Source organism: Noviherbaspirillum pedocola, assembly GCF_016632335.1.
Taxonomy (GTDB): Bacteria; Pseudomonadota; Gammaproteobacteria; order Burkholderiales; family Burkholderiaceae_D; genus Noviherbaspirillum_A; species Noviherbaspirillum_A pedocola.
Window position 1 is genome coordinate 1 of sequence record NZ_JAEPBG010000043.1, and the last position, 21,454, is coordinate 21,454.

Annotated in this window: 28 protein-coding genes; 3 read left to right on the forward strand and 25 right to left on the reverse strand. The window is 57.2% G+C overall.

Features of this window, described 5'->3' with window-relative positions:
- Positions 1 to 198: 198 nt before the first annotated feature.
- The 5 genes from JJB74_RS31795 to JJB74_RS31815 all read right to left on the reverse strand — a co-directional run bounded on the left by JJB74_RS31795 (position 199) and on the right by JJB74_RS31815 (position 4,105).
- Positions 199 to 1,257 (reverse strand): replication initiation protein, encoded by a 1,059-nt coding sequence (locus tag JJB74_RS31795; protein WP_200598569.1) that lies wholly within the window; start codon positions 1,255 to 1,257, stop codon positions 199 to 201.
- Positions 1,258 to 1,431: 174 nt separating this feature from the next.
- Positions 1,432 to 1,668, reverse strand: coding sequence for a hypothetical protein (locus JJB74_RS31800; protein ID WP_200598570.1), 237 nt, complete (start codon positions 1,666 to 1,668; stop codon positions 1,432 to 1,434).
- A 50-nt stretch (positions 1,669 to 1,718) separates the two neighbouring features.
- A complete protein-coding gene (locus JJB74_RS31805) occupies positions 1,719 to 2,729 on the reverse strand; it encodes a site-specific integrase (protein ID WP_200598571.1) in 1,011 nt (336 codons plus the stop codon).
- A gap of 749 nt (positions 2,730 to 3,478) precedes the next feature.
- Positions 3,479 to 3,871, reverse strand: a complete 393-nt coding sequence (locus JJB74_RS31810) for a type II toxin-antitoxin system YafO family toxin (RefSeq protein ID WP_200598572.1) — start codon at positions 3,869 to 3,871, stop codon at positions 3,479 to 3,481.
- Between the two features lie 27 nt (positions 3,872 to 3,898).
- On the reverse strand, positions 3,899 to 4,105 hold the full coding sequence (locus JJB74_RS31815) for a hypothetical protein (protein WP_200598573.1): 207 nt from the start codon (positions 4,103 to 4,105) through the stop codon (positions 3,899 to 3,901).
- Between the two features lie 1,347 nt (positions 4,106 to 5,452).
- Between JJB74_RS31815 and JJB74_RS31820 the strand changes: the two genes are divergently transcribed.
- Complete coding sequence (locus tag JJB74_RS31820) at positions 5,453 to 6,034, forward strand: recombinase family protein (protein ID WP_200598574.1); 582 nt, start codon at positions 5,453 to 5,455, stop codon at positions 6,032 to 6,034.
- Between the two features lie 324 nt (positions 6,035 to 6,358).
- Here JJB74_RS31820 and pepA read toward each other — a convergent pair whose 3' ends face one another.
- Complete coding sequence (pepA, locus tag JJB74_RS31825; RefSeq protein ID WP_200598575.1) at positions 6,359 to 7,195, reverse strand: flocculation-associated PEP-CTERM protein PepA; 837 nt, start codon at positions 7,193 to 7,195, stop codon at positions 6,359 to 6,361.
- A gap of 477 nt (positions 7,196 to 7,672) precedes the next feature.
- Here pepA and JJB74_RS33840 point away from each other — a divergent pair, with 477 nt between their 5' ends.
- Positions 7,673 to 7,843 (forward strand): recombinase family protein, encoded by a 171-nt coding sequence (locus JJB74_RS33840; RefSeq protein WP_267913231.1) that lies wholly within the window; start codon positions 7,673 to 7,675, stop codon positions 7,841 to 7,843.
- 8 nt (positions 7,844 to 7,851) lie between these two features.
- Positions 7,852 to 8,094: a hypothetical protein gene (locus JJB74_RS33845; protein ID WP_267913233.1), complete on the forward strand. Its 243-nt coding sequence runs from the start codon at positions 7,852 to 7,854 to the stop codon at positions 8,092 to 8,094.
- 500 nt (positions 8,095 to 8,594) lie between these two features.
- On the opposite strand, the gene JJB74_RS31835 is transcribed toward JJB74_RS33845, so the two are convergent.
- From JJB74_RS31835 to JJB74_RS31925, 19 genes are all read right to left on the reverse strand, one after another.
- Positions 8,595 to 9,089: a hypothetical protein gene (locus JJB74_RS31835; protein WP_200598576.1), complete on the reverse strand. Its 495-nt coding sequence runs from the start codon at positions 9,087 to 9,089 to the stop codon at positions 8,595 to 8,597.
- Between the two features lie 266 nt (positions 9,090 to 9,355).
- Positions 9,356 to 9,709 carry a hypothetical protein gene (locus JJB74_RS31840; RefSeq protein WP_200598577.1) on the reverse strand — a complete coding sequence of 118 codons (354 nt, stop codon included), beginning with the start codon at positions 9,707 to 9,709 and terminating at the stop codon, positions 9,356 to 9,358.
- Positions 9,706 to 10,071: a hypothetical protein gene (locus tag JJB74_RS31845; RefSeq protein WP_200598578.1), complete on the reverse strand. Its 366-nt coding sequence runs from the start codon at positions 10,069 to 10,071 to the stop codon at positions 9,706 to 9,708. Before JJB74_RS31845 ends, JJB74_RS31840 begins: the two co-directional genes overlap by 4 nt.
- 1 nt (position 10,072) lies before the next feature.
- Positions 10,073 to 11,932, reverse strand: a complete 1,860-nt coding sequence (locus JJB74_RS31850; RefSeq protein WP_200598579.1) for a phage tail tape measure protein — start codon at positions 11,930 to 11,932, stop codon at positions 10,073 to 10,075.
- Positions 11,929 to 12,246, reverse strand: a complete 318-nt coding sequence (locus JJB74_RS31855) for a helix-turn-helix domain-containing protein (RefSeq protein WP_200598580.1) — start codon at positions 12,244 to 12,246, stop codon at positions 11,929 to 11,931. Before JJB74_RS31855 ends, JJB74_RS31850 begins: the two co-directional genes overlap by 4 nt.
- Positions 12,237 to 12,587: a hypothetical protein gene (locus JJB74_RS31860; RefSeq protein ID WP_200598581.1), complete on the reverse strand. Its 351-nt coding sequence runs from the start codon at positions 12,585 to 12,587 to the stop codon at positions 12,237 to 12,239. The genes JJB74_RS31855 and JJB74_RS31860 overlap by 10 nt, the downstream gene beginning before the upstream one ends.
- The gene (locus JJB74_RS31865; RefSeq protein WP_200598582.1) at positions 12,575 to 12,835 is read right to left on the reverse strand and encodes a hypothetical protein; all 261 of its coding nucleotides are present in this window, start codon (positions 12,833 to 12,835) and stop codon (positions 12,575 to 12,577) included. Before JJB74_RS31865 ends, JJB74_RS31860 begins: the two co-directional genes overlap by 13 nt.
- Complete coding sequence (locus tag JJB74_RS31870; RefSeq protein WP_200598583.1) at positions 12,822 to 13,733, reverse strand: DUF7146 domain-containing protein; 912 nt, start codon at positions 13,731 to 13,733, stop codon at positions 12,822 to 12,824. Before JJB74_RS31870 ends, JJB74_RS31865 begins: the two co-directional genes overlap by 14 nt.
- On the reverse strand, positions 13,720 to 15,381 hold the full coding sequence (locus JJB74_RS31875; RefSeq protein WP_200598584.1) for a DEAD/DEAH box helicase: 1,662 nt from the start codon (positions 15,379 to 15,381) through the stop codon (positions 13,720 to 13,722). The genes JJB74_RS31870 and JJB74_RS31875 overlap by 14 nt, the downstream gene beginning before the upstream one ends.
- Positions 15,378 to 15,671 carry a hypothetical protein gene (locus tag JJB74_RS31880; RefSeq protein WP_200598585.1) on the reverse strand — a complete coding sequence of 98 codons (294 nt, stop codon included), beginning with the start codon at positions 15,669 to 15,671 and terminating at the stop codon, positions 15,378 to 15,380. Before JJB74_RS31880 ends, JJB74_RS31875 begins: the two co-directional genes overlap by 4 nt.
- Positions 15,668 to 16,108, reverse strand: a complete 441-nt coding sequence (locus JJB74_RS31885) for a hypothetical protein (RefSeq protein ID WP_200598586.1) — start codon at positions 16,106 to 16,108, stop codon at positions 15,668 to 15,670. The genes JJB74_RS31880 and JJB74_RS31885 overlap by 4 nt, the downstream gene beginning before the upstream one ends.
- A gap of 7 nt (positions 16,109 to 16,115) precedes the next feature.
- Complete coding sequence (locus JJB74_RS31890; protein ID WP_200598587.1) at positions 16,116 to 16,334, reverse strand: helix-turn-helix domain-containing protein; 219 nt, start codon at positions 16,332 to 16,334, stop codon at positions 16,116 to 16,118.
- A 164-nt stretch (positions 16,335 to 16,498) separates the two neighbouring features.
- Positions 16,499 to 17,428 carry a hypothetical protein gene (locus JJB74_RS31895; protein WP_200598588.1) on the reverse strand — a complete coding sequence of 310 codons (930 nt, stop codon included), beginning with the start codon at positions 17,426 to 17,428 and terminating at the stop codon, positions 16,499 to 16,501.
- A 146-nt stretch (positions 17,429 to 17,574) separates the two neighbouring features.
- A complete protein-coding gene (locus tag JJB74_RS31900; RefSeq protein WP_200598589.1) occupies positions 17,575 to 18,063 on the reverse strand; it encodes a hypothetical protein in 489 nt (162 codons plus the stop codon).
- Complete coding sequence (locus JJB74_RS31905) at positions 18,060 to 18,389, reverse strand: hypothetical protein (protein ID WP_200598590.1); 330 nt, start codon at positions 18,387 to 18,389, stop codon at positions 18,060 to 18,062. Before JJB74_RS31905 ends, JJB74_RS31900 begins: the two co-directional genes overlap by 4 nt.
- Positions 18,390 to 18,515: 126 nt before the next feature.
- A complete protein-coding gene (locus tag JJB74_RS31910) occupies positions 18,516 to 18,671 on the reverse strand; it encodes an Arc family DNA-binding protein (RefSeq protein WP_200598591.1) in 156 nt (51 codons plus the stop codon).
- 238 nt (positions 18,672 to 18,909) lie between these two features.
- The gene (locus tag JJB74_RS31915) at positions 18,910 to 19,242 is read right to left on the reverse strand and encodes a hypothetical protein (RefSeq protein WP_200598592.1); all 333 of its coding nucleotides are present in this window, start codon (positions 19,240 to 19,242) and stop codon (positions 18,910 to 18,912) included.
- Complete coding sequence (locus tag JJB74_RS31920; protein WP_200598593.1) at positions 19,239 to 19,970, reverse strand: ParA family protein; 732 nt, start codon at positions 19,968 to 19,970, stop codon at positions 19,239 to 19,241. The genes JJB74_RS31915 and JJB74_RS31920 overlap by 4 nt, the downstream gene beginning before the upstream one ends.
- A gap of 116 nt (positions 19,971 to 20,086) precedes the next feature.
- Complete coding sequence (locus JJB74_RS31925) at positions 20,087 to 21,214, reverse strand: DNA-binding protein (RefSeq protein ID WP_200598594.1); 1,128 nt, start codon at positions 21,212 to 21,214, stop codon at positions 20,087 to 20,089.
- Between the last annotated feature and the right edge of the window lie 240 nt (positions 21,215 to 21,454).

Consider the following 21,454-nt stretch of genomic DNA (forward strand, 5'->3'; position numbering starts at 1 on the left):
GATACCGCGCCCAAGCGAACGTTTGCAACTATCGGCCGGGTCCTCCTACCAAGCTGCGGTCCCGTCTAGGCTGAGTTCACCGCCCGTACGACCATTCCGCTTTAGCGGCTGCTTGCCGGGGGTGAACCCCGGAAATACAAACAGCCAAAAGCAACCCCCAGAACCATCCCCTCCGGGGCTGTCTCTGATTATGGCTGGCTAACCGGACACCTCCGGAACAGGGAAGAGACGCTTGTACGCCTCGGCGATGGCAGATTTCCCCATGCCCGTAAGCGATGCCAAGGCGCGCATGGAGACGCGTTCTCCACGCTCAGTGAGTACGGCTACGGCCTCGCGGATCTTTGCCTCGGTACGAGCCCTTTTTGCTCCGGCGCCGGCCAGTGCCGCCTTCGCCTGCTCGCGCTCATACGCGACGATTCCGTGTTCTTCTTTGAACCGCTCATGCCTTGCGGAGCCGCGCTCAGCCTGCAACCTGGAGAAGCGGATCGCACTGGCCGGCGCATGCCGCCACACCCATGTCGCCACGCTCTTTGCCGTGTGCTTGACCTCATTCCAGTCCATCGGGGAAGCGAAATCGTTGTAGGCTCGCGCCTTGTCCTGCACGAGCCCGTGCCAGGCGTCGAAATCGCCGCCGCGATGCTCGTTGATCGCTTTGTATGACCATAGGCGCAGCCGGTTGAACAGCGTGACGTTCCGCCCGAGTCCGTATTCAGGAAGCTTCCTGCGCTTGTCGTTGAAACGGTTCAGGTCCGGGATGTATTCGCTCAGCTCCTGCAGCGAATAGCCGTCCTGGCGGAACGTGGTCGTGATCCAGTGTGAATGAGTCGGGTTCTTGCAGAGGTGCCCGGAATAGCCAGCATCCGCGCCCATCGATTCGCGGTAGGCGCATTCGATCGCCGCAGCAAACCGGACCGGCGCGCGCTCGACAAACGGATCTACTGCAATCGGGATGTCGATCTCATAGCAGAGGTGGGCATGGCCGTTTGCTGGATTGGTCGCCGCCCAGTTCGGCGCCGCCAAACTGGCGTCCATCCACGCATGCGCGCCGCCGCGGCGGTCGACGTCAAACAGCAGGCGGAAGCGCACCGCTGGCGGGTTCGGCTGGATATAGCGCTTCTGGAGCGCATTGCTCAGCTGGCGCGGCCATGTCCCCGTCTCATAGTCGTCCGTGCAATACGGGCGATGGGGCAGCCGCTCAGATGTGAAGAGAGATAGTTGAGCTGGTGGATCAGCCCGAACTTTATCTGTTGATAACACGCGCGCCCCAACATTGGGGCGCGATCAATGGTTTATCGTGTACACGATATTGCATGGATTTCCCCGGCCGTGATAACCTGCCGGTACTCACTCCCTAGACAAGAGTTTCGAGTACCGGTCCCTTGGACCGCACATCAGCCGCCTGCCAGGGCGGCTTTTGTGTTTCTAGGTCCGCTAATTTTTCGCTTCGACCCTAAATTCCTTTACTCCCAATTCGTCACGCAGGTTCCTGAATGCCGTGTCCAGGCTTCGGAACAAGCGCGGCTTGTGACTGTTCACGCTGTACAGCACGTAATCGCCACAGCGCGCATTGAAACCTCTTTCGACCTCGACAACGGTCCACGGACCGCCGGCCATTTCAGGCGGCAGCTCCCGAATCTTTTTGATGGTCAACTGTTTCAACGCTTGCATCTGGTCATTCTAAACACGAAATGTGCAGTTGTGTGTGCGGATACATAGTTTCAGCGGGATTTTTTGATTCCGTAATCCCTTTTCAATTTCCGGGCGGCCTCGACTGACTGAGGCGCGACCGATCCCCCGCGCGCCTGGTGCCACGATCCGTAATATTTTTTGGTGACTTCGGAAGAGTGCCCAAGCGCTTCTGAAATCGAAGCCGAGTCCATTCCGGACGCTTTGAAGTCGCTCGCAGCTGCATGACGCAGGCAGTACGGTGTCACGGTCGCTTTCCGCCGCGGCCAGGCTCGCGCGCCTGCAGCGCGCATTGCGCCCGAGTATGCCTTCGCATCCCGGATCTGCGCGAGGCTGGCGCCGGCTTCGACCTCGCGAACCAGATCCCGGATCAATGGGCTGGCGCTGTCGATCGGCCAAGACAACCGCCGCCACTCTTGGCCGGACTTCTCGGATACCTTCACCCCGTCGATCGTTGCTACGAGCTGGCCGCCCCGGATCTCCAACTGCACCCCGGACACCAGTTCTTCCGGCCGGCATCCGGTGACTGCCTGAGCCAGCACCGCAAGCCGATACTTGGGCATTCTTGCCACGATCCGCTCGCGCCAGTCGTCGGGCAGCCCGCGCAAATCCTTGCGCTTGCTGTGCCGTGGCTTCCTTTCGCCAACCGGAGGTCCAGGTTCATTCTGCAGCCGCTCGATCCATTGCATAGATGAGCTTACCTTTGCCACGATGTCGCGCCACTCCTGCCACCGGATATCGTTTTCCGGGACATTCTCCGACTTCAGTTCGCGCTGCATTTTGTCCTGTGTGGATAGCGCCGCCTCTATCCCCCGCCGTATTCCGAACATCAATGCGGCCCGATTCCCAAACCAGGTCGATGCGCTTTTGCTCCGCTTTGCCTTAGCGATCACCGCATCCAGTCGGCTCGCGTGCTGCCCCTTTGGCGTCTGCATCAGCAGCTCGCCCCGTCGCTTGTACGTTGCCACGGTGCGCTCGGCCGGCTCGGTCCGGCTCGCTTGCAGCATCGCCCTAGCGCGCTTGATCGTCTCGTACTCTTGCATGACCGCCTCCCGTTTGCCCCGGCCGCTACGCAGCCTGCGTTATGCCCCGGCTCGTTTTGCCCGCCGCTATCGCGTCGACCAAAACATTGCACTCGGCCCATTCTTCGCACTGGCTTGCCCGACTTCTTCCGACTGCGCGGAAGTCAGTGGGCAGCAGTGCGAAGAATGGGCAAACCATCGGAGCGCCGCCGCCTTCTTCTAACCATCATGCACGATGCTGCACGAAAATTTTCCCGCTTACGGGATGTCCGGACCGTTTTTTGATTCTGGCGCGAAGTTTCTGCGAGGAAGGTGAGGTGATACGGGAACGCTCACCCAAACTAAATGGAACTTAGCGGGCGCCTTTTCCGGCTATCCTTTGTAGTTGTCAAATATCTTCACGACTGCGGGAATGCACACCATGAGTGAACAACTAATTTACGCTGGCATGGTGGAAATCGTGCGGCGGATCGTCCAAATCCAGACCAATGCTGAATAGCTAACAAAACCCACTGCGTCTGAGGAAGAGATGTTGAAGAGGCTGCAGGATATCGAGACCAGTGCCGCTTGGTTGCGCGAAAAGCTATCAACGAAAGTCACGGAAGAAGAGCGCGCTGCTTACGATGCTGTTCGGCAAAAATGTCACTCTAGCCAGCTGTAAGCGACAAGGTTTGAACGCAAAAAAGCCCGCACGCAGCGGGCTCCCGTTTCTTTGAATTGCGCCAAGACTAAACTAACGCCTCTCCAGTATGAATGAAATGCTCTGCTACCTAAGCAAAACTATTCATAAGCTCGCGGTGTTGTTGAGTCTTCATTTCTGGAATCTGATGAGCGTCGGGAGACCAAAGGGCTGTGATGAGCAAGCATCCGTAGAGCTTATCCTCTGCATATATCAAGGCATTATCACTTGAGCGACGACGATATTTCTCCCAATCACGATCCCACCGGGCCAAAGCTTCGGGGTCGTTTTCAGGGACCAAATGCACATGCTTTAAGATCATCTTGCCGTTGACAAGAGGTCTCGCATAGAACCCATCTTTTCCGAAGTTATAGTCGTCATCCGCGCGAGCTGGGCCAAGGCTCTTCCAGGCAGCAAACTTCTCCTGAAACTGGGCAGGATCGATTTCAACCTTCAGCAACGACTGCTGAAGGACCTGAGTCATGATGACCCGCATCAGAAAACCATCGACTCAGCCACGTTTAACGGCTAAAGCTTTAGTGAATGCTTGATGCACTGAGTCTGCCGAAAACTCTTGATTTCTGAGCTTGGCAAACATTTCACGAGTGGAAGCATCCCTTTGCGGAACGGGACGCGACCGTGACTCGCGCGACGGGGTCTCGGCAATAATGCCGATCCCAGTTACATGCTGAGTAAATGTCGCAATCCGGAATTTCATGTTCACTCCATTGAACGTGCGGGATAGTACCACGGACTTTTGTAGTTACTTAGAGCATCAAATATTGATGTTGTTCCATCGCAGACTCCGCGGCACAAACGAATGGACAAACGTAAAAATCCCATTCACAGCGGGCTATAAGGCATGTTCAAAAAGGAACGCTGTGTATAGGACGGCAGAGAGGCAATAGATAGCAAAACTCTTGAAGAGGGGCGCCCTGCTGCCGAAAGGAAACGGCAAATACCTGGCGCCAGCGCCGTGCCCTACGCGTAAGGTAAGGTGATACGGAAACGCTCACCGCCTAGCCAAGGACAAGGCTGCGGACGAGCTGTGAGTCAGGCGGACGGAATTGCTGTGGACTGATCGATGGGAAAGCTGTGTATTGGCGGCAACATCGTTTTTTGAGCAGCCCAGAATTTCCCATGTGAATTAGCAGCTTGAGAAGATTGCCACCCTGTTATCAACAGAGTTGCGCACGGATTTTGTGTGTAAGTCCTGCTCATTTTGTAGGCGCCCTCTGAATACATGGCAAACACGAACACCTTGCCCGGACAAGAATTGTTTTGATCGGCACTCATTGCCTTTATTGGCTGAGCAGTAGGAACGACGCCAAAGCGGCATACACGAAGCAGAAGTGGCCCCGACACCGCGCGCACTCCTGCTAACAGTATTCAGCCGTCGCGGCGTCCGTGGGGCCACACCAATGCTTCCTCTGAGATGGCTGGATCGGGCTATCTCAGGCCCTTGCCGCAGGCCCTGTGACCTGCGGCATCTTTTTGTTTGGGCTTGTGTGGCGATGAAACTTGATGTGAAGCATCTGGTACGAGACTTGCGGCAAAACGCTGGTCTCCTCTCTTCCCACTGGGAAGAAGCTTGGCCCGCCTCGTAAGCGGGCTTTTTTTATGACGCCTAGCTCCAATACAGTGCGTTTATGGATTGGGGTGTTATCAAACGCTCTGCCGGCCAGCCGCTCGGGCAATCCATCGCTTTATCCAACGGAAAGCTTGCTCTTTTTCCACCATGGAAGCTGTTGAGTCTAGGCGACTCATTCTTTGGATTGCTTTGATTGCGCGTTCCGCCGCGTAGGCTCTGCATTCGTGTTCATCGCGCCTTAGAGCCATGTGCTCACCATTGGTATTTCAGCAATGCGCGAAGTGTACTGTCCCTCTGAAAAATTTGAACCAGAGTTTAGTTTTGTCTGCCGCTCAAAAACGATCGTTTTTGCACAGCACACTAGATGACACTCAATCACTGTTCACAATATAGGGATTGCTATTATGAACAGTGCACACTATATTGAACATGTTTTTGAACAGTCGAGCACAAGAAAATTACCGGGAGAACAACATGGCAGTCTTCGCATACGGTCGGGTGAGCACCAAGGATCAGTCCGCCGAGAATCAGCGGCTGGAAATCGAGCGGGCAGGGTATGCCGTCGATTACTGGTATGCGGATGAAGGAATCTCTGGGAAAGTCTCGGCCAGCCAGCGCCCACAGTTCGCGAAGATGCTCGGCCAAATCCGGGATGGCGAGACGCTGGTGGTGTCGAAGCTGGATCGGCTCGGCCGCGATGCGCTGGATGTCGGCACCACGATCAAGATGCTGGCCGCGCGCCGCATCGAGGTAATCGTGCTGCAACTCGGGAAGCTGGATCTGACCTCCACCGCCGGCAAGATGATGTTGACCATGCTCAGCGCTGTCGCCGAGATGGAACGCGATCTCTTAGTGGAGCGCACTCAAGCAGGACTGGCTAGAGCAAAGAAGATAGGCAAGACCCTCGGCCGTCCTAGCACCACCACGCTAGAGCAGCGCGCCGACATCATCGCTCGCCATCAGGCTGGCGCATCAATCAGCGAACTGTCGCGCCTGCATGGTGTGTCCCGCGCCACGATCATGAGGATCGCGAAGCCGGAAAGTGCTCAAGCTTAAATAAATCACAGCCCTGCGTCAGCTTGGCGAGGGCATTCCTGTGACGCAGCTTGTCCGGCAGTTCAACACAACACGGTAGACGATCGCGCGCGTACCGGCTACTCAGCCTCAACTTACTAAGATCTTCAGTAGTACGGAGGATGCGGTGGACGAAGCTAATCTCGCCCTATAGAGAAAGGCAGCGCACGCACCGTATGAGTTCGCCGTTCTTCCCATCCCATCAACGCCAAAGCCAGCGTACCGCAGATAACCACACTGTGAAAAAGCCGCAGCGATTTTTATCGCTGCGGCAAACCTAACGCTCTGGAAAACCAATAGATCAGCTTACGCTTGCTTCTTGCGACGCGACATGCCAAGACCAAACAGACCAAGGCCGATCAGTGCGACGCTGGTCGGCTCAGGAACGCCAAAGACCACGTCCATGGAACCGTTAATTTCTTGCGTACCGGTCGGCGAGAAATTGTTGAGCTGGCCCGACTGGAAGGACACGTTGTAGAACGGGTTCGGCGAGGTAAAGTATTTGCTGCCGTTCGAGGTGAGGTTGAAGGTGGTCGACGAGCCAAAGCTGCCGCAGTTGATGCCGGAACCGCCGGCGCTTCCGCAGGTAGACAGCGACGGGTTCAGCGTGCCTTGGCCCGAGGTTGGGATGCCGGTGGCGATCAGGACATCGTCGCTGCTATTGCCAGTGGTCCAAGCAGTCGAACCGTTCGCCGGCTTGTTGAAGGTGGTGTTGGAGTTCGGATCGGTGAACACCGACAGGTTGCCGCCTGGTGCGAAGTTGAAGGTGGTCACGCCGCCCGAGGTGCTGAAAGTGCCGTTACCTTGGTACAGCGCATAGAGGCCGTATTGGTTCGAAGATCCACCGGTCGGGGACAGATGCGATGCGACCGGGGTAGTGCCGTTGTTGGTGACGAACTGGCCGGCATTCCACAGCAACGACACGTTGAAGGTATTGCCGCTGAAGGTAATGATTTCGTCATAGTTGCCGGTGATTTTGTCAGCCGTCAACATATTGGCCGCAGCCGGATTTGCAGCGCTTTCGTTGACGCTGAAATACGGGAACGGGTTGGTCGTGGTTTGCGCAAATGCGCCGGTGCTTGCCATAGCGAATGCGCCAGTCAGTGCACATGCCAACAGGGTCTTGCTGATAACTTTTTTCATATTACCTTCCAGGAATAAGTGTTTACCGCGTAAAGCCATCTAACGATGTAGACGTGCCCCCCTGATCTTCGCTGGTGTCGCTATTTAATATTTTTTCGACAGAATAGATATAGCAACAACTTTGCCAGCTAGAATATTTTTATTAAAAACAATGACATAGATAAATTCAAAAACAAAAAGGTTAAAATTTTGTAATCATTACCGACACTGGTTTACATCAATGAAGTTGCAATTAATCAATTTAGCCCACTTAGTGAATCTTGATTTCTCTAGGGAAATGAATAGGCATGAGATGGATTTCTGTTACCGCGCGTCTAATAGACTGATAGAAGAGGCCGCCAATACGTGAGGAAGTAAATCAATCGTCGAGAACCCAAGCTCGCGATCGAGCGCGCCGGGCACAAGGTCGAGCACTGGTATGCCGACGAAGGCGTGTTCGGGAAGGTATAGGCAAGCCAGCGGCCGCAGTTCTCACGGATGCTGGATCAGATCCACGACAGCGAAACACTGGTAATGTCCAAATTGGACAGATTGGGCCGCGATGTGCTGGAGGTTGAAGCTACGGTCAAGGCACTGGCCGCCCGCAACATCAAGGTTATCGTTGTGCAGCTCGGCAGTCTGGATCTGGCCTGCCGGTCGGAAAGGTGATGTTGGCGATGCTGGCCGCTGTCTGTGAGATGGAGCGCGATCTGCTGGTGGAATGTACCCAAGCCGGCCTCGCCAGGGCAAAGGCGGAAAAAAAGGTGCTCGGCCGTCCGAAGAAAACCAAGGACGCTCAGCGCGCGGAAATCGTTGCGAAGCACCGGGGCGGCGCGAGCATCAGCGAGCTGGCGCGACAGTACGGCATTTTCCGTTTGAGCATCGCCCGGATTGCAAAACCGGAAACGGCTGCTGCCTGATATCGTCAGGCGTCCAATAGTGCCGTAGAAATGTTTCTATTATTTACATTGCTTTACTTGCAACATTCTTGAGAGCATATTGACTGCGCGCTCCATGAGCCGGGCGCAATCTCTTTGATCCCGTGCATCGAAAGATCCACGGGATCTTTTCACTGTCTTTTTGTACAGTAGAATGCGCCTGCGGTGCGCTAGTCGGGCGCTGAAGCCGCCGGGACATAGTGTGCACCGTAGAGGTGTAGCGACGCACCCCGGCGAATACAGTCCGGGATTGGCTCCGGGCGCCGCCCCCCCTTTTCTGGACTCTAATAACTCGACAGGTCTCACTGTGAGATCTATCTGCCGAGTGATAAAGCCAACTTGGTATCAAGCTACCTTGGTACCATGACATCATGATTTCTCGCCGTATATCCGCCGGCGATGTCGAAGTGTCGAAATTCGACACTTTTCCGGATCATGGGATGTGCCGCAATTGGTGGGCGCATTGAGTAAAGCCACAGACCTCATCCCTTATGTTTGCCGTAGGGTTTCAGTTCCCCATTTTGTATATCTTGCATTACCGCCCAAACAATGGAGCCCTCGGCCGCTCGCATTGTTTCTGTTTTTACCAATGTGCCGGCGACATAGGTTTTATTTTTTACAAACTCGCATGGCAGCTTACATGATGTCACTTGGCGAACATTTGCGTCACCGACCTGAACCGAATGCACGCCATTTGATTCGCCTAAGTAGCGGACCATTATCAAGGCCTGCGCCTTCGTCCCGCTCTTTTCATCGTTCTCGCTTATGCCAGGCTCATATCCATACTCGCCATCCTCTTCCATCGAGTAGAGATGTGATGGCTTTGGTGGAGGCGTATAAACAGGAGGGACGTAATTTGCCGCCGGCCCAGGGTTAGCAGCAGCGACCATTTCAGGCGTTGCGTTGACATGCTTTTCGCTCTCATCGGAACATCCGACCAGAGCAAAAAAAATCGAGAGAACTATTATTTTTCTCATAACCATCCCTGGAAGAACTATAGTCTCGAATAATAAACATATCATTTCCATAACGAAACCATATCGGAAACAAAATCTTCTTTTTTCTCCGCAGTGCACATCAGTCCTTTTCCGTAGATCGCCTATTTTCTACGTTGGCAGCAGATGGATCTTCGAAGCCAAGCCAATGGCCGGCAGATAGATACCCATCCTTTTCCGGCCTGTTTTTGGTCTGTTAGCAGATCGCCGACGCTACTAACTTTCGCTAACAGCGCCGGATACCGAAATCACCCTTGTTGTGGCCTTTCACCAGCTCGAACAATACTTATCTCGATGCGGTTGATGTCGCCACCGCCTTCTTCTGGCGCCGCATTCTCAGACCATCCAGCGCGACACCTCAGATAGAACATGATGGCTTTCAGATTGCCATCCTCGATGGCCTCCCACAGCTTCGCCGTTACGCGCTCCACCCCGCGCGCGCGCCCACGTTCAATTCCTTCTGCAATTTCTGCATTAATCTTCTGGTCCTGATACAGCTTTCGCTCCGAAACTCCCAAGCTGGCCGCGATTTCGCGCCGGCTCAAGCCCTTTCTCGCCAAGTCTTCCACTTGGCCTGCATCGATCTTTTTCTTCGGTTTCAATGTTTCCTCCACAGTTCAAGCCGCAATCCATTGCGGATCGGGGAAAGCAGGGTTTCCGCTTCCGTCATGCTTGCGATGCGGTAGAAGTAGCCTTCGGCATCTTCGCCAGGCAGGCGTGGTTCGCCGGTGAAGTTGAAGGCCGCCCGCTCGAAGTCGGCATACATCCGATTCTTTTCCGCCTCGATGGCTTCCACCGCGCCCGCACCGAAGACAACCGCATCGGCCGGCCGGCCATCGGCAACCATGCCGAGCGTTACCGTATTCACGTTGATGGCAAGCTGAGAGAGCCGCGCGCCTTCATGGCGCACGGTCTCAGCGGCCAGCACGAGAGCATCAAGCTCCTTTTGCGTGACCGCTCGCATGTCAGTACCCCAGCGAAGCAGAAACAGGGAACAGGGCGGCTGTCGGGTCAACCGCTCGCGCTCCGGTCGGCTGGCGTCGCCACTCTTTTGCCTGATGCTGAGTCACTATGCGGGCCAGAACCTCGCCGTTCGGAAGGACGATCGTGTTATTGATCGCCGTTCCACTACCGAGGTGACCAGGCAGAGGCGCGACCCCTTTGCCATCGATGCCAAAAGCCTTGACGCGAGAGGCTGCGCCGGCAGTCAAGCGCACGCCGCCGCCATCCTTCACCGCGTCAATCTCACCCTGCGAGATCGGACGCAAGGCGTAGGCCGCCGCCGCGAGCGTGCCGAGTGCAGCAACCGCGATTCCGATAGGACTTGCCAGAGCGCCGATTGCGCCAATTAGGCCGCTTGTGCCGCCCGCCGCACCGAAGGCCAGGGAGGCAACCGTTCCAACCGCCTGCAAGCCTTTAAACGCGCTCGCAAGGCCCGCAACGGTGCCGCCGAATAACAGCGCACCACCCAAGCCAATGAATGCGCCTGTAAGCGCTTTTATCGTGCCTGGGTTTTCTCGGGCAAAGATAGTGAAGGTCTTCAGCGCCGCATTCATCTTGTCTAGCCCCCGGATCGCAAGCGGCAGGATGGTGTTTCCAAACTCCCGCTGCGCATCGGCCCATCGCGCCCGCAGTTCCAGTTCCTTGCCGTCGTAAGTGCCGCTCCCAAGCCGGTACAGGCCATCGATGCCCATCGCTCGCGATGCTTGCGCTTCGGATCGTGCGATGTTGGATCGCTCGCGGAACATCGTATCTAGCAGCGAGAGCGCGGTCCGGTTGCTCGCGTACTTTTGCAGCTCGTTCTGAATCTGCGCATCGTTCAAGCCTTTGGCGCGCAAGGCCGGTTCGATAACCTCGGTCATGTAGTGAAACGGGTTTGCCTTGAACGCTTCCGCCTGGGTGAGCGCGCCGGGGAGAACCTTAGTTATGTGGCCCGTCTTGCCGTACCGGAGCATCGTCTGGTCAATGAAACCTGCCTTTGCCAGTTCTTCGGCAACCTGCTGCGTAGTGCGCCCCATGACGAGGTTTTGGTACGCCGACATAAGCGCGGTTCCGGTACGGCTTCCGCCCATTTCCTGCATCGTATGCAAGGACGAGAACCAGAACGCTTGATCGTTCATGGTCTTGGCCGCCGTGCCGCCGGTCTTAATCATTTGCAGGAAGTCGCCGGGCTTCACTTGGCCGCCCGATGCAACATAGGCTTGCGTGGCAAGGTTCGCCACCGCTTTGAACTTGTCCATGTCCTTCAGCGCGCCGCGCAGCTCGCCGGTTTTGATGAGGTCCATGAACATGCGTTCGGATTGCTCGCCGTGGCCTGCTCCGCGCCCGCCCTTGCTCATGACTGACTCAATGCCGAACTTCATCTTGGCGAGGACTGGCGCGATTTCCTCGGCATGATCAAGACTGCCGGTGATGCTGACCGCTTCGCGCAGCAGCTTCATGTTGTCGCGGGCAGACTGGCCCATGACGTTCATCCCTTGGGCGAACTTCACCGCCTGGGAAGTCACCCCGTCGCCAAAGCCGAGGGCGGAGAACTTCGCAACCTCGGTCTGGAACTTGCGCGCCTCATCAAGCGGGCCTTTCAGCATGCCCATCATGCCGAAGCCGACGCCAGCCATTGCGCCGCCGAGTAGGCCGAAGTTCTTTGCGTTCCCTAGCTGGCGATGTAGCTGCAGCAGTTTTGCACCGTATTGATCCAAGCCACGCTGCGCCGCGTTCGTTTGTGCGTTGAGTCGCTGGAAGTGCCCGGTTAGGCCCAGCAGCCCACGGCTTACGCCGTCAACCAGCTGGATTTTTACGTAGACTGAATACGCTTCAAAGCTCATGCCTTGCCTCCTTCATTGGCTTGTGCAACACGATCGGCGCAGGACAGAACGCCGGAAGGCGTTAATCCGATTCCTGCGCATGTCTGCTTATGCGGGCAGATCGCGGCTTCTTTGCATGCGTCGATGAGTTCACGCACGTCTTTCGGATCGAAGCGCAAGAGGCGGCCGAGGCGGATACTCGGCAGCGGCAGCGCGTGCACCGTCTGCTCCGAAATGCCGTAATACGCCGCCGTCTCGCTAAGCGTCATCATTGCGCCGGTTGCCATCTTCCGAGCCGCCGACCGCGCAAGATCGGTGTTCGCTGCTACTTGCATGTGCCACTCCTTGATTGGTTATTCACATCACCATTACACCCGCATGTCGTCCCAAAATCGGGGTCGTTTTGGGACAGTTGAAGCGCCTCATCGATGATTCGATACGCATGTGTCCGGGACACGCCGAAACGCGCAATCAACCGCTCCCGCACAGTGGGGCGGGAAACCCGGTTGGCGAGCAAGTCCCTTGCGAATGCGGTCCTGTCCTGGCGCTCAACCCATGACACGCCGTGCGACGATGCAACCGCCCGGACAAGCTGCTGGAATTGATGCTTCGCCGACTGGTCGACGTCCATCGTGTTCAGCCCTTCGAGGATTTCGAGGATGGCTATTGATTGCATGCGCCCTCCGGATCATCGAAGGATGTCCAGCCGCGTTCTGCGCACCAGACATCGAGACGCATGAACCCGTTTTCCGGGGTTTGCTCGTATCCGGCGCGGTGAGCTGCTGCCAGCGTCGTGATGTAGCGCCGGCCGACATCCTCGTTTGCCCGGATGGCTGCCTTCATCTCCCCGATGTCGGCAGGAGTCCATCCGTACCGGTTGGCGAGATAGGCGAAGTCGCGGAGGAATGGCTTAGATACCAGCATCGGCCCAATCCTTTCCCGTCGCCTCCGGAATCTGGATCTCGACCGCGTACCCGTCCCGCACCAGGCGCCGAGCCAAGGCGAACGCGGCGGACTGCCCGGTGTAGCTGGCGTCGTTGTCGCCGGCGATCAGAACCGACTGCACGCCGGCAGGCGGAACCCATGCTTCGAGCAGTACGGCATTCGTCGCAGCCCAAACAGGCGTCTGGAATCGCATAGAGGCCGCCAGAGCCGTTTCTATGCCCTCTGCAATACCAATCCTCGGACCGCTACCCGAAAGCCTTACAGCGGCCGTTTGCAGCGGTTTGCCCTGCATGAACTTCTTTGCGTCCTTCACCGGCGCTTTGTGCCCATCCTCGGTGAGGTAGGTTCGATGGATCGATGCCGCGGTGCCGTCCGGGTATCGCATGGTGGACAGCATCACCGGGAAGGTGTCGCCGTCGCTGTGCGGCATGCCCGGATGGAACCGGATGTCTGCCGGGATCACCTCGAGGCCGACACGCCGGTTCAGGTACGTCCACACCGGGTCGCCCTTAGTGACTGCCCGGCTTGCCGTCCATGCCGCGCGCAGGATGCGCAGCTTCTCCTCGTCGGTGCGCTCCTGGTGGATGGCGCCGGCCGCCACGGTGCCCACGATCTTGTCCACCTCGGCCGCCGCGCGTTTGAAATCCCATCCGAACACTCGCTGCAGCAACCGGAAACCATCGCCTGAGCCGCAGTGCGAGCAGTACCAGGTGCCGCGCCCTTCCTTGTCATCGAAGCGATAGCGGTCCTTGCCGTCACATGCGGGGCAGGCGCCGTGCTTGTTGCGCAGGTACTTCGGATCAACGCCGAGGCCTTGCAGGATGCCGGGCCAGCGGCCGACAGCCTGGTCTGCGGTGCGCGGTTTAAGCTGCAGCATGCGCACCTCCTGCCGACTTGGCATGACGGATCTGCAGATGCTTGAGGAAGTTTTTCACTTCCACGCTCGGTTCGGATGCGACGCTATCCAGGCCGCGCGGCCACACGCCGAAGTATTCCCGGTACTTGTGCGCGATCCAGCCATCCCGGTATCCCTTCGTGCTGGCGTACCCGATCAGCTCCGAATAGAACTGCTGCTTGTCCATCTTCGATGCCTTGCGCTTCTTCCGATCTAGCAGGACCAGCTCGCCGTCCAGCACCTCGACATCGGATTGCCGCTCAGGAGCGAAGCCGCACACCGGGCAGGTGTGGACCGTCTTCATGTACGCGCATTTCGGGCACGCCTTCGGCAACGGCTTTTCCCGTGGCGCTGGCGCTGCTGACGATGTTTTCGGCTTGCCGTCATCTAGTTCCAGCGGAAATTCATCGGTCGGAAAGCCAAGGCGGGTAACAGTGCCCGAGTGGTCGAGGATCAGCGCGCGCTGCTTGGACTCATGCGGACGCAGTACCCGGCCGGCCATCTGGATATACCGGATCAGCGATCGCGTCGGGCGGGCCAGGATCAGCGTTTTGCAGGCCGGGAAGTCCCAACCCTCGCACAGGATGCCGACATTGGAGATAACCAGCGTCTCGCCCGTCTCGATGCGCCGCAGGATGGCTTTGCGCTCCTCCTCGTCGGTGTAGCAGTCGATGTGTTCGGCCGGCACGCCCGCAGCCCGGAATTTCTCCACGATGTGCTTGCTGTGCGCGATGTTCGACGCGAAGCACACAGTCGGCGTCCCTTTGGCAAGCCGCATCCAGTGGCTCACGATGTCGCCCACGAGCTCGGGCTTGTCGACCGCACGCCCCACATCAGCGTCGCTGTAGTCCATCTCGCCGAATGCGTTCCGGGACTGCTTGATGCCGGTCATGTCCGGTTCCGATGGTGCGTACACATCGCAATCCACCAGGAAGCCTTCCGCGATCAATTCCGGAATCGTCGCCGCCACGATCATCTGCTCGAATAGAGCGCCGCCAAGCTCGTCGTAATGCTTGCCAAGGCCTCGGGCATAAGGCGTTGCCGATAACCCGATGACGGGGCATTTGGCGGCCTTGATGACGGCGCGGTAATCCTTGCTGCCGGCGACGGTATGCGCTTCATCGATCAGAAGCAGATCCACATCGGGCAGCCCGCGGCGCGCGACGGTCTGGATACTGGCGACAATGACGTTCTCATATGTCCGGGTCGTGTTCCCGCCCTGAATCACCCCATGCGCAATGCCGGCCTTGTCGAAACGTCGGGATGTTTGCTCGACCAAATGGATGCGATTGCACAAAAAGGCGATGCGCTTCCCCTTGGCTCGGGCACCTTTGACCAATGCCATGCCCATTTCGGTCTTGCCGCTGCCGGTTGGCGAGCAAAGGATTAGTCGCCCATCACCCCCGGCCAGGGCGATGCGAAGGTTTTGGACTGCCTGCGCCTGATACGGCCGCAGCGTAAGCGCATTGCCCAAAATCCCGACCGCCTGGCTGGGCTGGTTTTTCGCCTTTACCTTCTCCTCTTCTCTTCTCTTCTGAGTTGCAAGTAAGTTGCTAGCACACTCTTCTGAGTTGCAAGTAAGCGGGTAGCATGCTGCTAGCGCGTTGCTAGCATGTGAGGCGTTCGTCATGCGCTAGCACCTCCACCTTGCCGAACCAAGAACCCTCTTTCGATGAAAAGGTTCAGGTCGATACCGGCGCATGACAGCTTCCGCTCAAGGAATGGCACGTCAACAGGAACCATGCCGTTGTTCTGGCTGGCGAGCACCCACAGCAAGACCAAGTGCCCTTTGGCTACATCGGGCAGCGCGCAGAACGCGTAATCATCGAGCAAGGCGCGATGCAACTTGATCCACGGCGGATTACGCTTGCCGTAGTGCTGGAACTGCTCCCAGTTCTTGACCTTGAGGAACTGCATCATGCGCCTCCTAGGTCGAGCGGTTGCTGCTCCTGCGCTGGCGGCAGATCCTTGCGCTTACCGAGTAGGACATAGCGGCCGACATTCTTGTGGAACAAACCGTCCGGGCCGATTACGTCTTCGCGAAGGGTGACAATGTCCCAGGTTGCTTTCAGCTCCTTAACGCGAGTCGCGATGCGCAGATATCCGGCTGCTTGGCCTTCATACGTCGACAGCCCGCGCGCGCCGAAATGCTGCAACACCTTCGGCAGCGTCTCGAGCTGCGTATCCGACGCAGTGCTGCGCAGCCGAAGACCTTTCTGGTCTATCTCGCGCAGAACTTTCTTGATAACATTGGCGCCGCTATATCGCAGTTTCTTTTTCTTGGTCGCCTTGGCCTGCCCGCCTGCAGCGACATCGAAGCCCGCCCTCCCGCGGGCTTTGTTTTTTTCATTGGTCATGGTCGCCTCATGCCTCACGTACGGATTGAGGAGCAACCGTATTAGCTGCGATGAATGCCACCAGATCGGACTCGCGATAGCGGACTAGGCGGCCGACTTTTACATACGGCAGCGAATAGCGTCCGGTAGCGCGCCAGTTTGCCAATGTCTGAATAGAAGCCCCGAGAAATCCTGCGGCCTGTCCCGGAGATTTCAGTACGTCCTGATTCTTTACTTCTGCTTCCATGTAAGCACCCTTGAAGGTAGCCCCGCGTAGCTCTTTATGCGTTACGGTATGGAAGCCATTTAACGGCCGGGAAAACCGGGAAACATCGCACCAATAAAAAACGGCGAGAGCTCAAAAGCTCCGCCGTTATTCGGTCTCAGGCGTTTATGCCCGAAACGACTCTTTTATTTTTCCTGTTCCCCGGTTTCCCCGGCTTCCCCGAGTGGTAATTTCGGATACTTCCACTGACTACCCTGCAGCGCCTCCCGCCGGATATTCTGGCCAGTCAGCGGACCTCGCGGCCCTTCAATGCCTCGCTTGGCAAGCCGCTCAGAAACCTTTTCCGCTACCTGCTCTTTGGCCAAGCGGTATCCATGCCGGCCTGCTTCTATGCAAATTTGATCGGCTTCCAGTCTCGCCTCGTCCTGCCATGTGCGTGCAGCATCGCTTTCCTGACTGTCGGCTTGCTGGACAATCTCGGCCGGCCTTGGCTGTTCGCTTGCTGAAGCGCTATTTGGCTTAGAACCTGTAACAGACCTGATCAATTCTTCGAGAGCGGTCGTGCGAACAACAAATGGATACTCGTCATTGAGTGTTGTCCATGCAAGGCGACGCGGATGTGCAAATCTTGCGTTCCAAGCGTCATTACTGGGGTCGAATGCCTCGGGCTGAAAAACATCTCTATTAGGGGTCACAAAATACCAACCTCCCCGCTTGCCGGCTCTCGCCTCCAACCCAACCTCTGAATTTGGCAAGCCAAGTAACTCCTGATGACGTTGCAGCACAACCAACCGCTCACTCCCGAACATTAACAAATCCAGCACTTTGTCTGGCATGAGGTGGACTACTTCATTTGTGGGGCAATATTCTTGGCATTTACCGTCTATTTTGACTTCGATGGTCATGCAAGCCCGCCCTTTATCATCATCGTTTTCAAGCCTAGCCCACCGTCTAGCTACGATCCCGTCTACGGCATAAACAGACAATTTCAATTTTTCATCCAAAGCCAGCCGCAAAATATCGGCTTCACTCACGGCAGAGTCGAGAGCCTTGGATAAATACTGCGCAGCTTCCGGTAACGGTAGCCACGCTTTATAGGCAAACAGATTTTTCATTGCGCCCCTTCGAACGCCCTTCATGTAATAAGGGTTCTGACCAGGTCGGTGAAGGAGCCGACTTTTCGCCCGCTAAAGCTATGTCAGAACTTGATCTATTCGGTTTCGTGGTGCCGGACGAATATCTTGCTTGGCCCGGCCTGTCATCAGGTCGCGTCGATATGGTGATCCACCGCATCGGTAATGAACCGCTGCATGGCAATTGTCATGCGCATCAGCTTGCAAGCATGCTGATCGCTGAATAGCGGCCTCATACCTGTTTGCTTGTTCAAGTCGTTTGCTTCCAGCATGCCAAGAACCACGGCCAATCCATCGCTTACATCCCGGATGTCGTGCTTCAGCAGTCCCGGATCAGTTGCAGGCACGCCATCGCCATACCAGCAGAACTCTTGGTACGCCGGTTCCATTTTATTTTTCCCGTTGCAACCTTGCTTCTCATCGGCAGATGCTTTTTGACGCGATGATGGCACTGCACTGTGCTTCATATGAACCTCTTCACTTGATGGATTTTGTACGAAGCGGGTACTACTATCCGTCCGTATCACGCTTCTGGTGGTGTGGGGCCTATCCTTGCGGTTAGACAAATCACCCTCAATGCGATCCGGCAGAGCGGCCGGCGCAGCAGCCGGCATCATTGCTTGTCCTCCGATTCCACTTCGTTCTCTCCCTCGTAATCGCGCGGCATGGCTTGCGATTGCAGGTAGACCGCCTCAACCATCCCCTCAATTTGCTTGAGGTACAGCGCAATTGACTCCAGCAGTGTCTGCGCATCCATGGTTTCAGCCAGTATTGCTTCCTTGTCGCTGGACTCGCCGAATGACTCAAGCTTCGCCATCGACATTTTTAGGAGGCGCTCCAGATGGTCGAGTGCGGTTTCCCCGTCGCTCGCAATCATGAACAGGGATGTACGGGTGACTACAGGCTTTGCGCTGTTCGCGCTGTTAGAATCGATCTTAGTCATGGTGCAAGTGCCTTTCGCGAGGTTGCATTGTGATTAGGTGGTAGGGGTGTTCCCGCACTCCTGCCGCCGCTCCCCGGCATCAACCGGGCTATTCCTTCTGGATTTGCCTATCTGGCAGCATCCGCCTTACTGCATTTTCTTTTCGACTTCCCTTTGCTTCTCGGCCGCCAGGATTGCCACGATCTCAGCATTGAGAGAACGGTAATTCGCCTCTGCGCGTTGTCTTAGCCACTCCTTCAGGTCCGCAGGTAATCTCAGTGCCAATCTGGCTCCGGTGTCCATGCTTTCTCCTTCAGTTAATTGGTAGCTACCAGATAGCTTTTTGGTAGCCTACTGGTATCGATTGTATTCTTGCGTGACATCAAATGCAAGTCATTTTAGCTACAAAGTGACATCACTTTGAATGTCTTCGATTTGAGGAGGAGATGTAGGCGAGTACGGCCGGCTGAGGCCCAGCCTACAGTTTAGTGAAGTGGCGAAGCATCTACATGGTACCCGGTAGCTACCAGATACCAAACAGCTATCTAGCAGCCTTTTCCAAGGCGTCCAGCGCCCTTGCCAGGACTTCGCCGAGCGGCACGCCCAACTCATCGGCGATGCGGTTGAACCGCTCTACGGTCTCTGCCGTGGCCTTTACATTCACTTGCTGATTCCGGCCCGTTGTGTGCCGGCGCTGTTTGCGCGGCGCAGGCGCAGCTGTCGCCGGCAGTCCTTGGGAAAACCCTTGCTGGCGTGCGATCTGCTCAGACTGCTCTTTCGAGAGCTTCGGCCGTGGCGTAGGTGCCGGCACAAGGTCATCGTCATCGTCCGTGTTGAGAATGCCGACAGGGTTGCTCCTGATGGGCGTATTCATGCTTGCGCTCCCGTGTTTGCCGCCGCCGGCGGGGTCAGATCCTTTTTCCCGGCCGCCGCGTCTAACACCTCCCGCGCGAACCGGTCCGCGTTCTCGATTGCCTTCGAGACGTTCGGCGCTTCCTTCTCCGTCAACTGGTCAAGCGTCGTCCGGAAGGAATAGAAAGCCCGGTAGGCGTCGCGCTCGTTGATTTCCGTCTCAAAGATCGGGATGCGCGCCGCAATCAAATTGGCTTCGATGTGCTTCATTGTCCGGCTGCGCAGCGCTGCATTCGTCATCGTGAACAGCACGCCGAAGGGCAGGCGATAGTCCGGGTTGCCGGCCTTCTGGATTGTCTTCTGATGCTTGTAGATCAGCCGGATAGTCGCGGTCGCCTCTTCCACGTCCATGTCCGATGGCTTGGTCGGAATGACAACGAAGTCCGAAAGCTGGATCGCCTCATACATCGTGAGATCCGCCGCCCCCTGAAGATCCACCAGGACATAATCCGCGGTCGCCGCGGCTGCCTCAATCTTGTCCTGGATGTCTTCCGAGCCGGCGTCCTCTACTTGGATGTTCTCCGGGATACCTGCGTGCCTGGCGCCGCTTTCGTCTTTGATCCACCGCGAGCAGCGATGACGGCCGTCCGCGTCGATGATTGCCACCTTGGCGCCGGTGCGCGCGAGCATCTGAGCCAGCAGCAGACAACTGGTGGTCTTGCCGACTCCGCCCTTGGGCGATGCGAACACGATAGTTCTCGACATTGACCCTCTCCTTTATTTTGGGTGATGGATGATACCAAACTGGTATCCGGTAGCTACTGGATACCTTATAGATACCAATCAGCTATTCAGTAGCGGGGCGGTTATTTCTTGGCCTGTTGCTCCGCCTCTTCAGGACGGGCCGCCTTTGCTTCGGCCAGTGCCAGCTTGCCGCGCAGATCCGCCACCTGAAGCAGCGCTTCCTGCGCCTCGCGGCGGGCCTTCTCGGCATCTGCCTGCGCCTCGCGCCGGGCGTTATCAGCGTCTGCTCGGACCTTATCGGCTTCGGCGCGTGCCTGAGCAACCTCAGTCCGCCGCGCCTCTTCCAGACGATCGATTCGCGCCTGATCCGCCGCATGCATGGCGCTGCTGTCGGTGTGCGCCTGGTCGAGCTGTTCCTGCAGCCGCTTCAGCCGCTCAGCGGTTTCAAGAACAACGGCCTTGCTGGCTTCGAGCGCCGCGGTCAGCGCCGCAACCTGCTGCAGCTGCTGCCCGAGCTCGTCGCGCAATCTGACGTCCGATTCCTGCGCCTGGTCGAGACGCTTCTGCAGGCTGTCCGCACGCATGCGTTCCGCCTCGGCATCGTGCCGTGCGTTCTTCAGTTCGGCATCGGACACCGCGGCCGCAGTTCTCGCCTCCGAAAGCGCCTTGCGTTCGGCATCGAGCAGGCCGCCCAGCCGGCCCACCTCGGCCTTTGTCTCTGCCAGGTACTGAGCATTCGATTTGACTTCGAGACGGGCTTCCGCCGCTTCTGTCTGCGCCTTGCCGGCCAATGTCCGCTCGCGGTCAACTTCGCCTAAAAGACGGTCGATTTCCTTCTGCCGCTCTGCGCTCGTGGCTTGGGCCTGATCCCGCTCCCTCACCAGGTCAGCGATTTCCTCGCGCAATGCATCGTGCAGATCCTCGAGGCGCTGATTCTCGTCGGCCAGGGAGTTTGAATTGGCCTGTTCAGCCAACAGCTGCTCCTCAGAGTGGGCGCGCGCTGCGGTTGCCGCTTGCGTCGCCCAATTATTGAGGGCGCGATTGACATCCTGCGGCAACTCGGCCATGGGCGCGGCTGGCTTTGGACTCATCGACCGCCAAGTGCTCAAGTGCTTGTGAATGGTGCCGCCGCCGCCCTGATTGCCCAAGCGCTGGCGAACACCGTCCAGTGTGTACGAGCCAGTCTCGCTAATCATGGCCTCTGCGGCCGCAACGACTTGCTCATACGTGATTTTTGCTGGTCTGCCCATGCTCTCCTCTCTATGTTTAGTTTCGTATCGTATAACGTATCGTATTTCGTATTTCGCACAAGACGATACGGTAATAAATCCAGAAATTTCGGTCTTCTGCGTTCACGGCGCTGGATACCGCGCCCAAGCGAACGTTTGCAACTATCGGCCGGGTCCTCCTACCAAGCTGCGGTCCCGTCTAGGCTGAGTTCACCGCCCGTACGACCATTCCGCTTTAGCGGCTGCTTGCCGGGGGTGAAC

Coding starts and splice junctions, on each gene's coding strand:
- JJB74_RS31800 (WP_200598570.1), bottom strand. CDS start 1,668: ATGCAAGCGTTGAAACAGTTGACCATCAAAAAGATTCGGGAGCTGCCG.
- JJB74_RS31805 (WP_200598571.1), bottom strand. CDS start 2,729: ATGCAAGAGTACGAGACGATCAAGCGCGCTAGGGCGATGCTGCAAGCG.
- JJB74_RS31810 (WP_200598572.1), bottom strand. CDS start 3,871: ATGACTCAGGTCCTTCAGCAGTCGTTGCTGAAGGTTGAAATCGATCCT.
- JJB74_RS31815 (WP_200598573.1), bottom strand. CDS start 4,105: ATGAAATTCCGGATTGCGACATTTACTCAGCATGTAACTGGGATCGGC.
- JJB74_RS31820 (WP_200598574.1), top strand. CDS start 5,453: ATGGCAGTCTTCGCATACGGTCGGGTGAGCACCAAGGATCAGTCCGCC.
- pepA (WP_200598575.1), bottom strand. CDS start 7,195: ATGAAAAAAGTTATCAGCAAGACCCTGTTGGCATGTGCACTGACTGGC.
- JJB74_RS33840 (WP_267913231.1), top strand. CDS start 7,673: ATGCTGGATCAGATCCACGACAGCGAAACACTGGTAATGTCCAAATTG.
- JJB74_RS33845 (WP_267913233.1), top strand. CDS start 7,852: ATGCTGGCCGCTGTCTGTGAGATGGAGCGCGATCTGCTGGTGGAATGT.
- JJB74_RS31835 (WP_200598576.1), bottom strand. CDS start 9,089: ATGAGAAAAATAATAGTTCTCTCGATTTTTTTTGCTCTGGTCGGATGT.
- JJB74_RS31845 (WP_200598578.1), bottom strand. CDS start 10,071: ATGCGAGCGGTCACGCAAAAGGAGCTTGATGCTCTCGTGCTGGCCGCT.
- JJB74_RS31850 (WP_200598579.1), bottom strand. CDS start 11,932: ATGAGCTTTGAAGCGTATTCAGTCTACGTAAAAATCCAGCTGGTTGAC.
- JJB74_RS31855 (WP_200598580.1), bottom strand. CDS start 12,246: ATGCAAGTAGCAGCGAACACCGATCTTGCGCGGTCGGCGGCTCGGAAG.
- JJB74_RS31860 (WP_200598581.1), bottom strand. CDS start 12,587: ATGCAATCAATAGCCATCCTCGAAATCCTCGAAGGGCTGAACACGATG.
- JJB74_RS31865 (WP_200598582.1), bottom strand. CDS start 12,835: ATGCTGGTATCTAAGCCATTCCTCCGCGACTTCGCCTATCTCGCCAAC.
- JJB74_RS31870 (WP_200598583.1), bottom strand. CDS start 13,733: ATGCTGCAGCTTAAACCGCGCACCGCAGACCAGGCTGTCGGCCGCTGG.
- JJB74_RS31875 (WP_200598584.1), bottom strand. CDS start 15,381: ATGACGAACGCCTCACATGCTAGCAACGCGCTAGCAGCATGCTACCCG.
- JJB74_RS31880 (WP_200598585.1), bottom strand. CDS start 15,671: ATGATGCAGTTCCTCAAGGTCAAGAACTGGGAGCAGTTCCAGCACTAC.
- JJB74_RS31885 (WP_200598586.1), bottom strand. CDS start 16,108: ATGACCAATGAAAAAAACAAAGCCCGCGGGAGGGCGGGCTTCGATGTC.
- JJB74_RS31890 (WP_200598587.1), bottom strand. CDS start 16,334: ATGGAAGCAGAAGTAAAGAATCAGGACGTACTGAAATCTCCGGGACAG.
- JJB74_RS31895 (WP_200598588.1), bottom strand. CDS start 17,428: ATGAAAAATCTGTTTGCCTATAAAGCGTGGCTACCGTTACCGGAAGCT.
- JJB74_RS31900 (WP_200598589.1), bottom strand. CDS start 18,063: ATGATGCCGGCTGCTGCGCCGGCCGCTCTGCCGGATCGCATTGAGGGT.
- JJB74_RS31905 (WP_200598590.1), bottom strand. CDS start 18,389: ATGACTAAGATCGATTCTAACAGCGCGAACAGCGCAAAGCCTGTAGTC.
- JJB74_RS31910 (WP_200598591.1), bottom strand. CDS start 18,671: ATGGACACCGGAGCCAGATTGGCACTGAGATTACCTGCGGACCTGAAG.
- JJB74_RS31915 (WP_200598592.1), bottom strand. CDS start 19,242: ATGAATACGCCCATCAGGAGCAACCCTGTCGGCATTCTCAACACGGAC.
- JJB74_RS31925 (WP_200598594.1), bottom strand. CDS start 21,214: ATGGGCAGACCAGCAAAAATCACGTATGAGCAAGTCGTTGCGGCCGCA.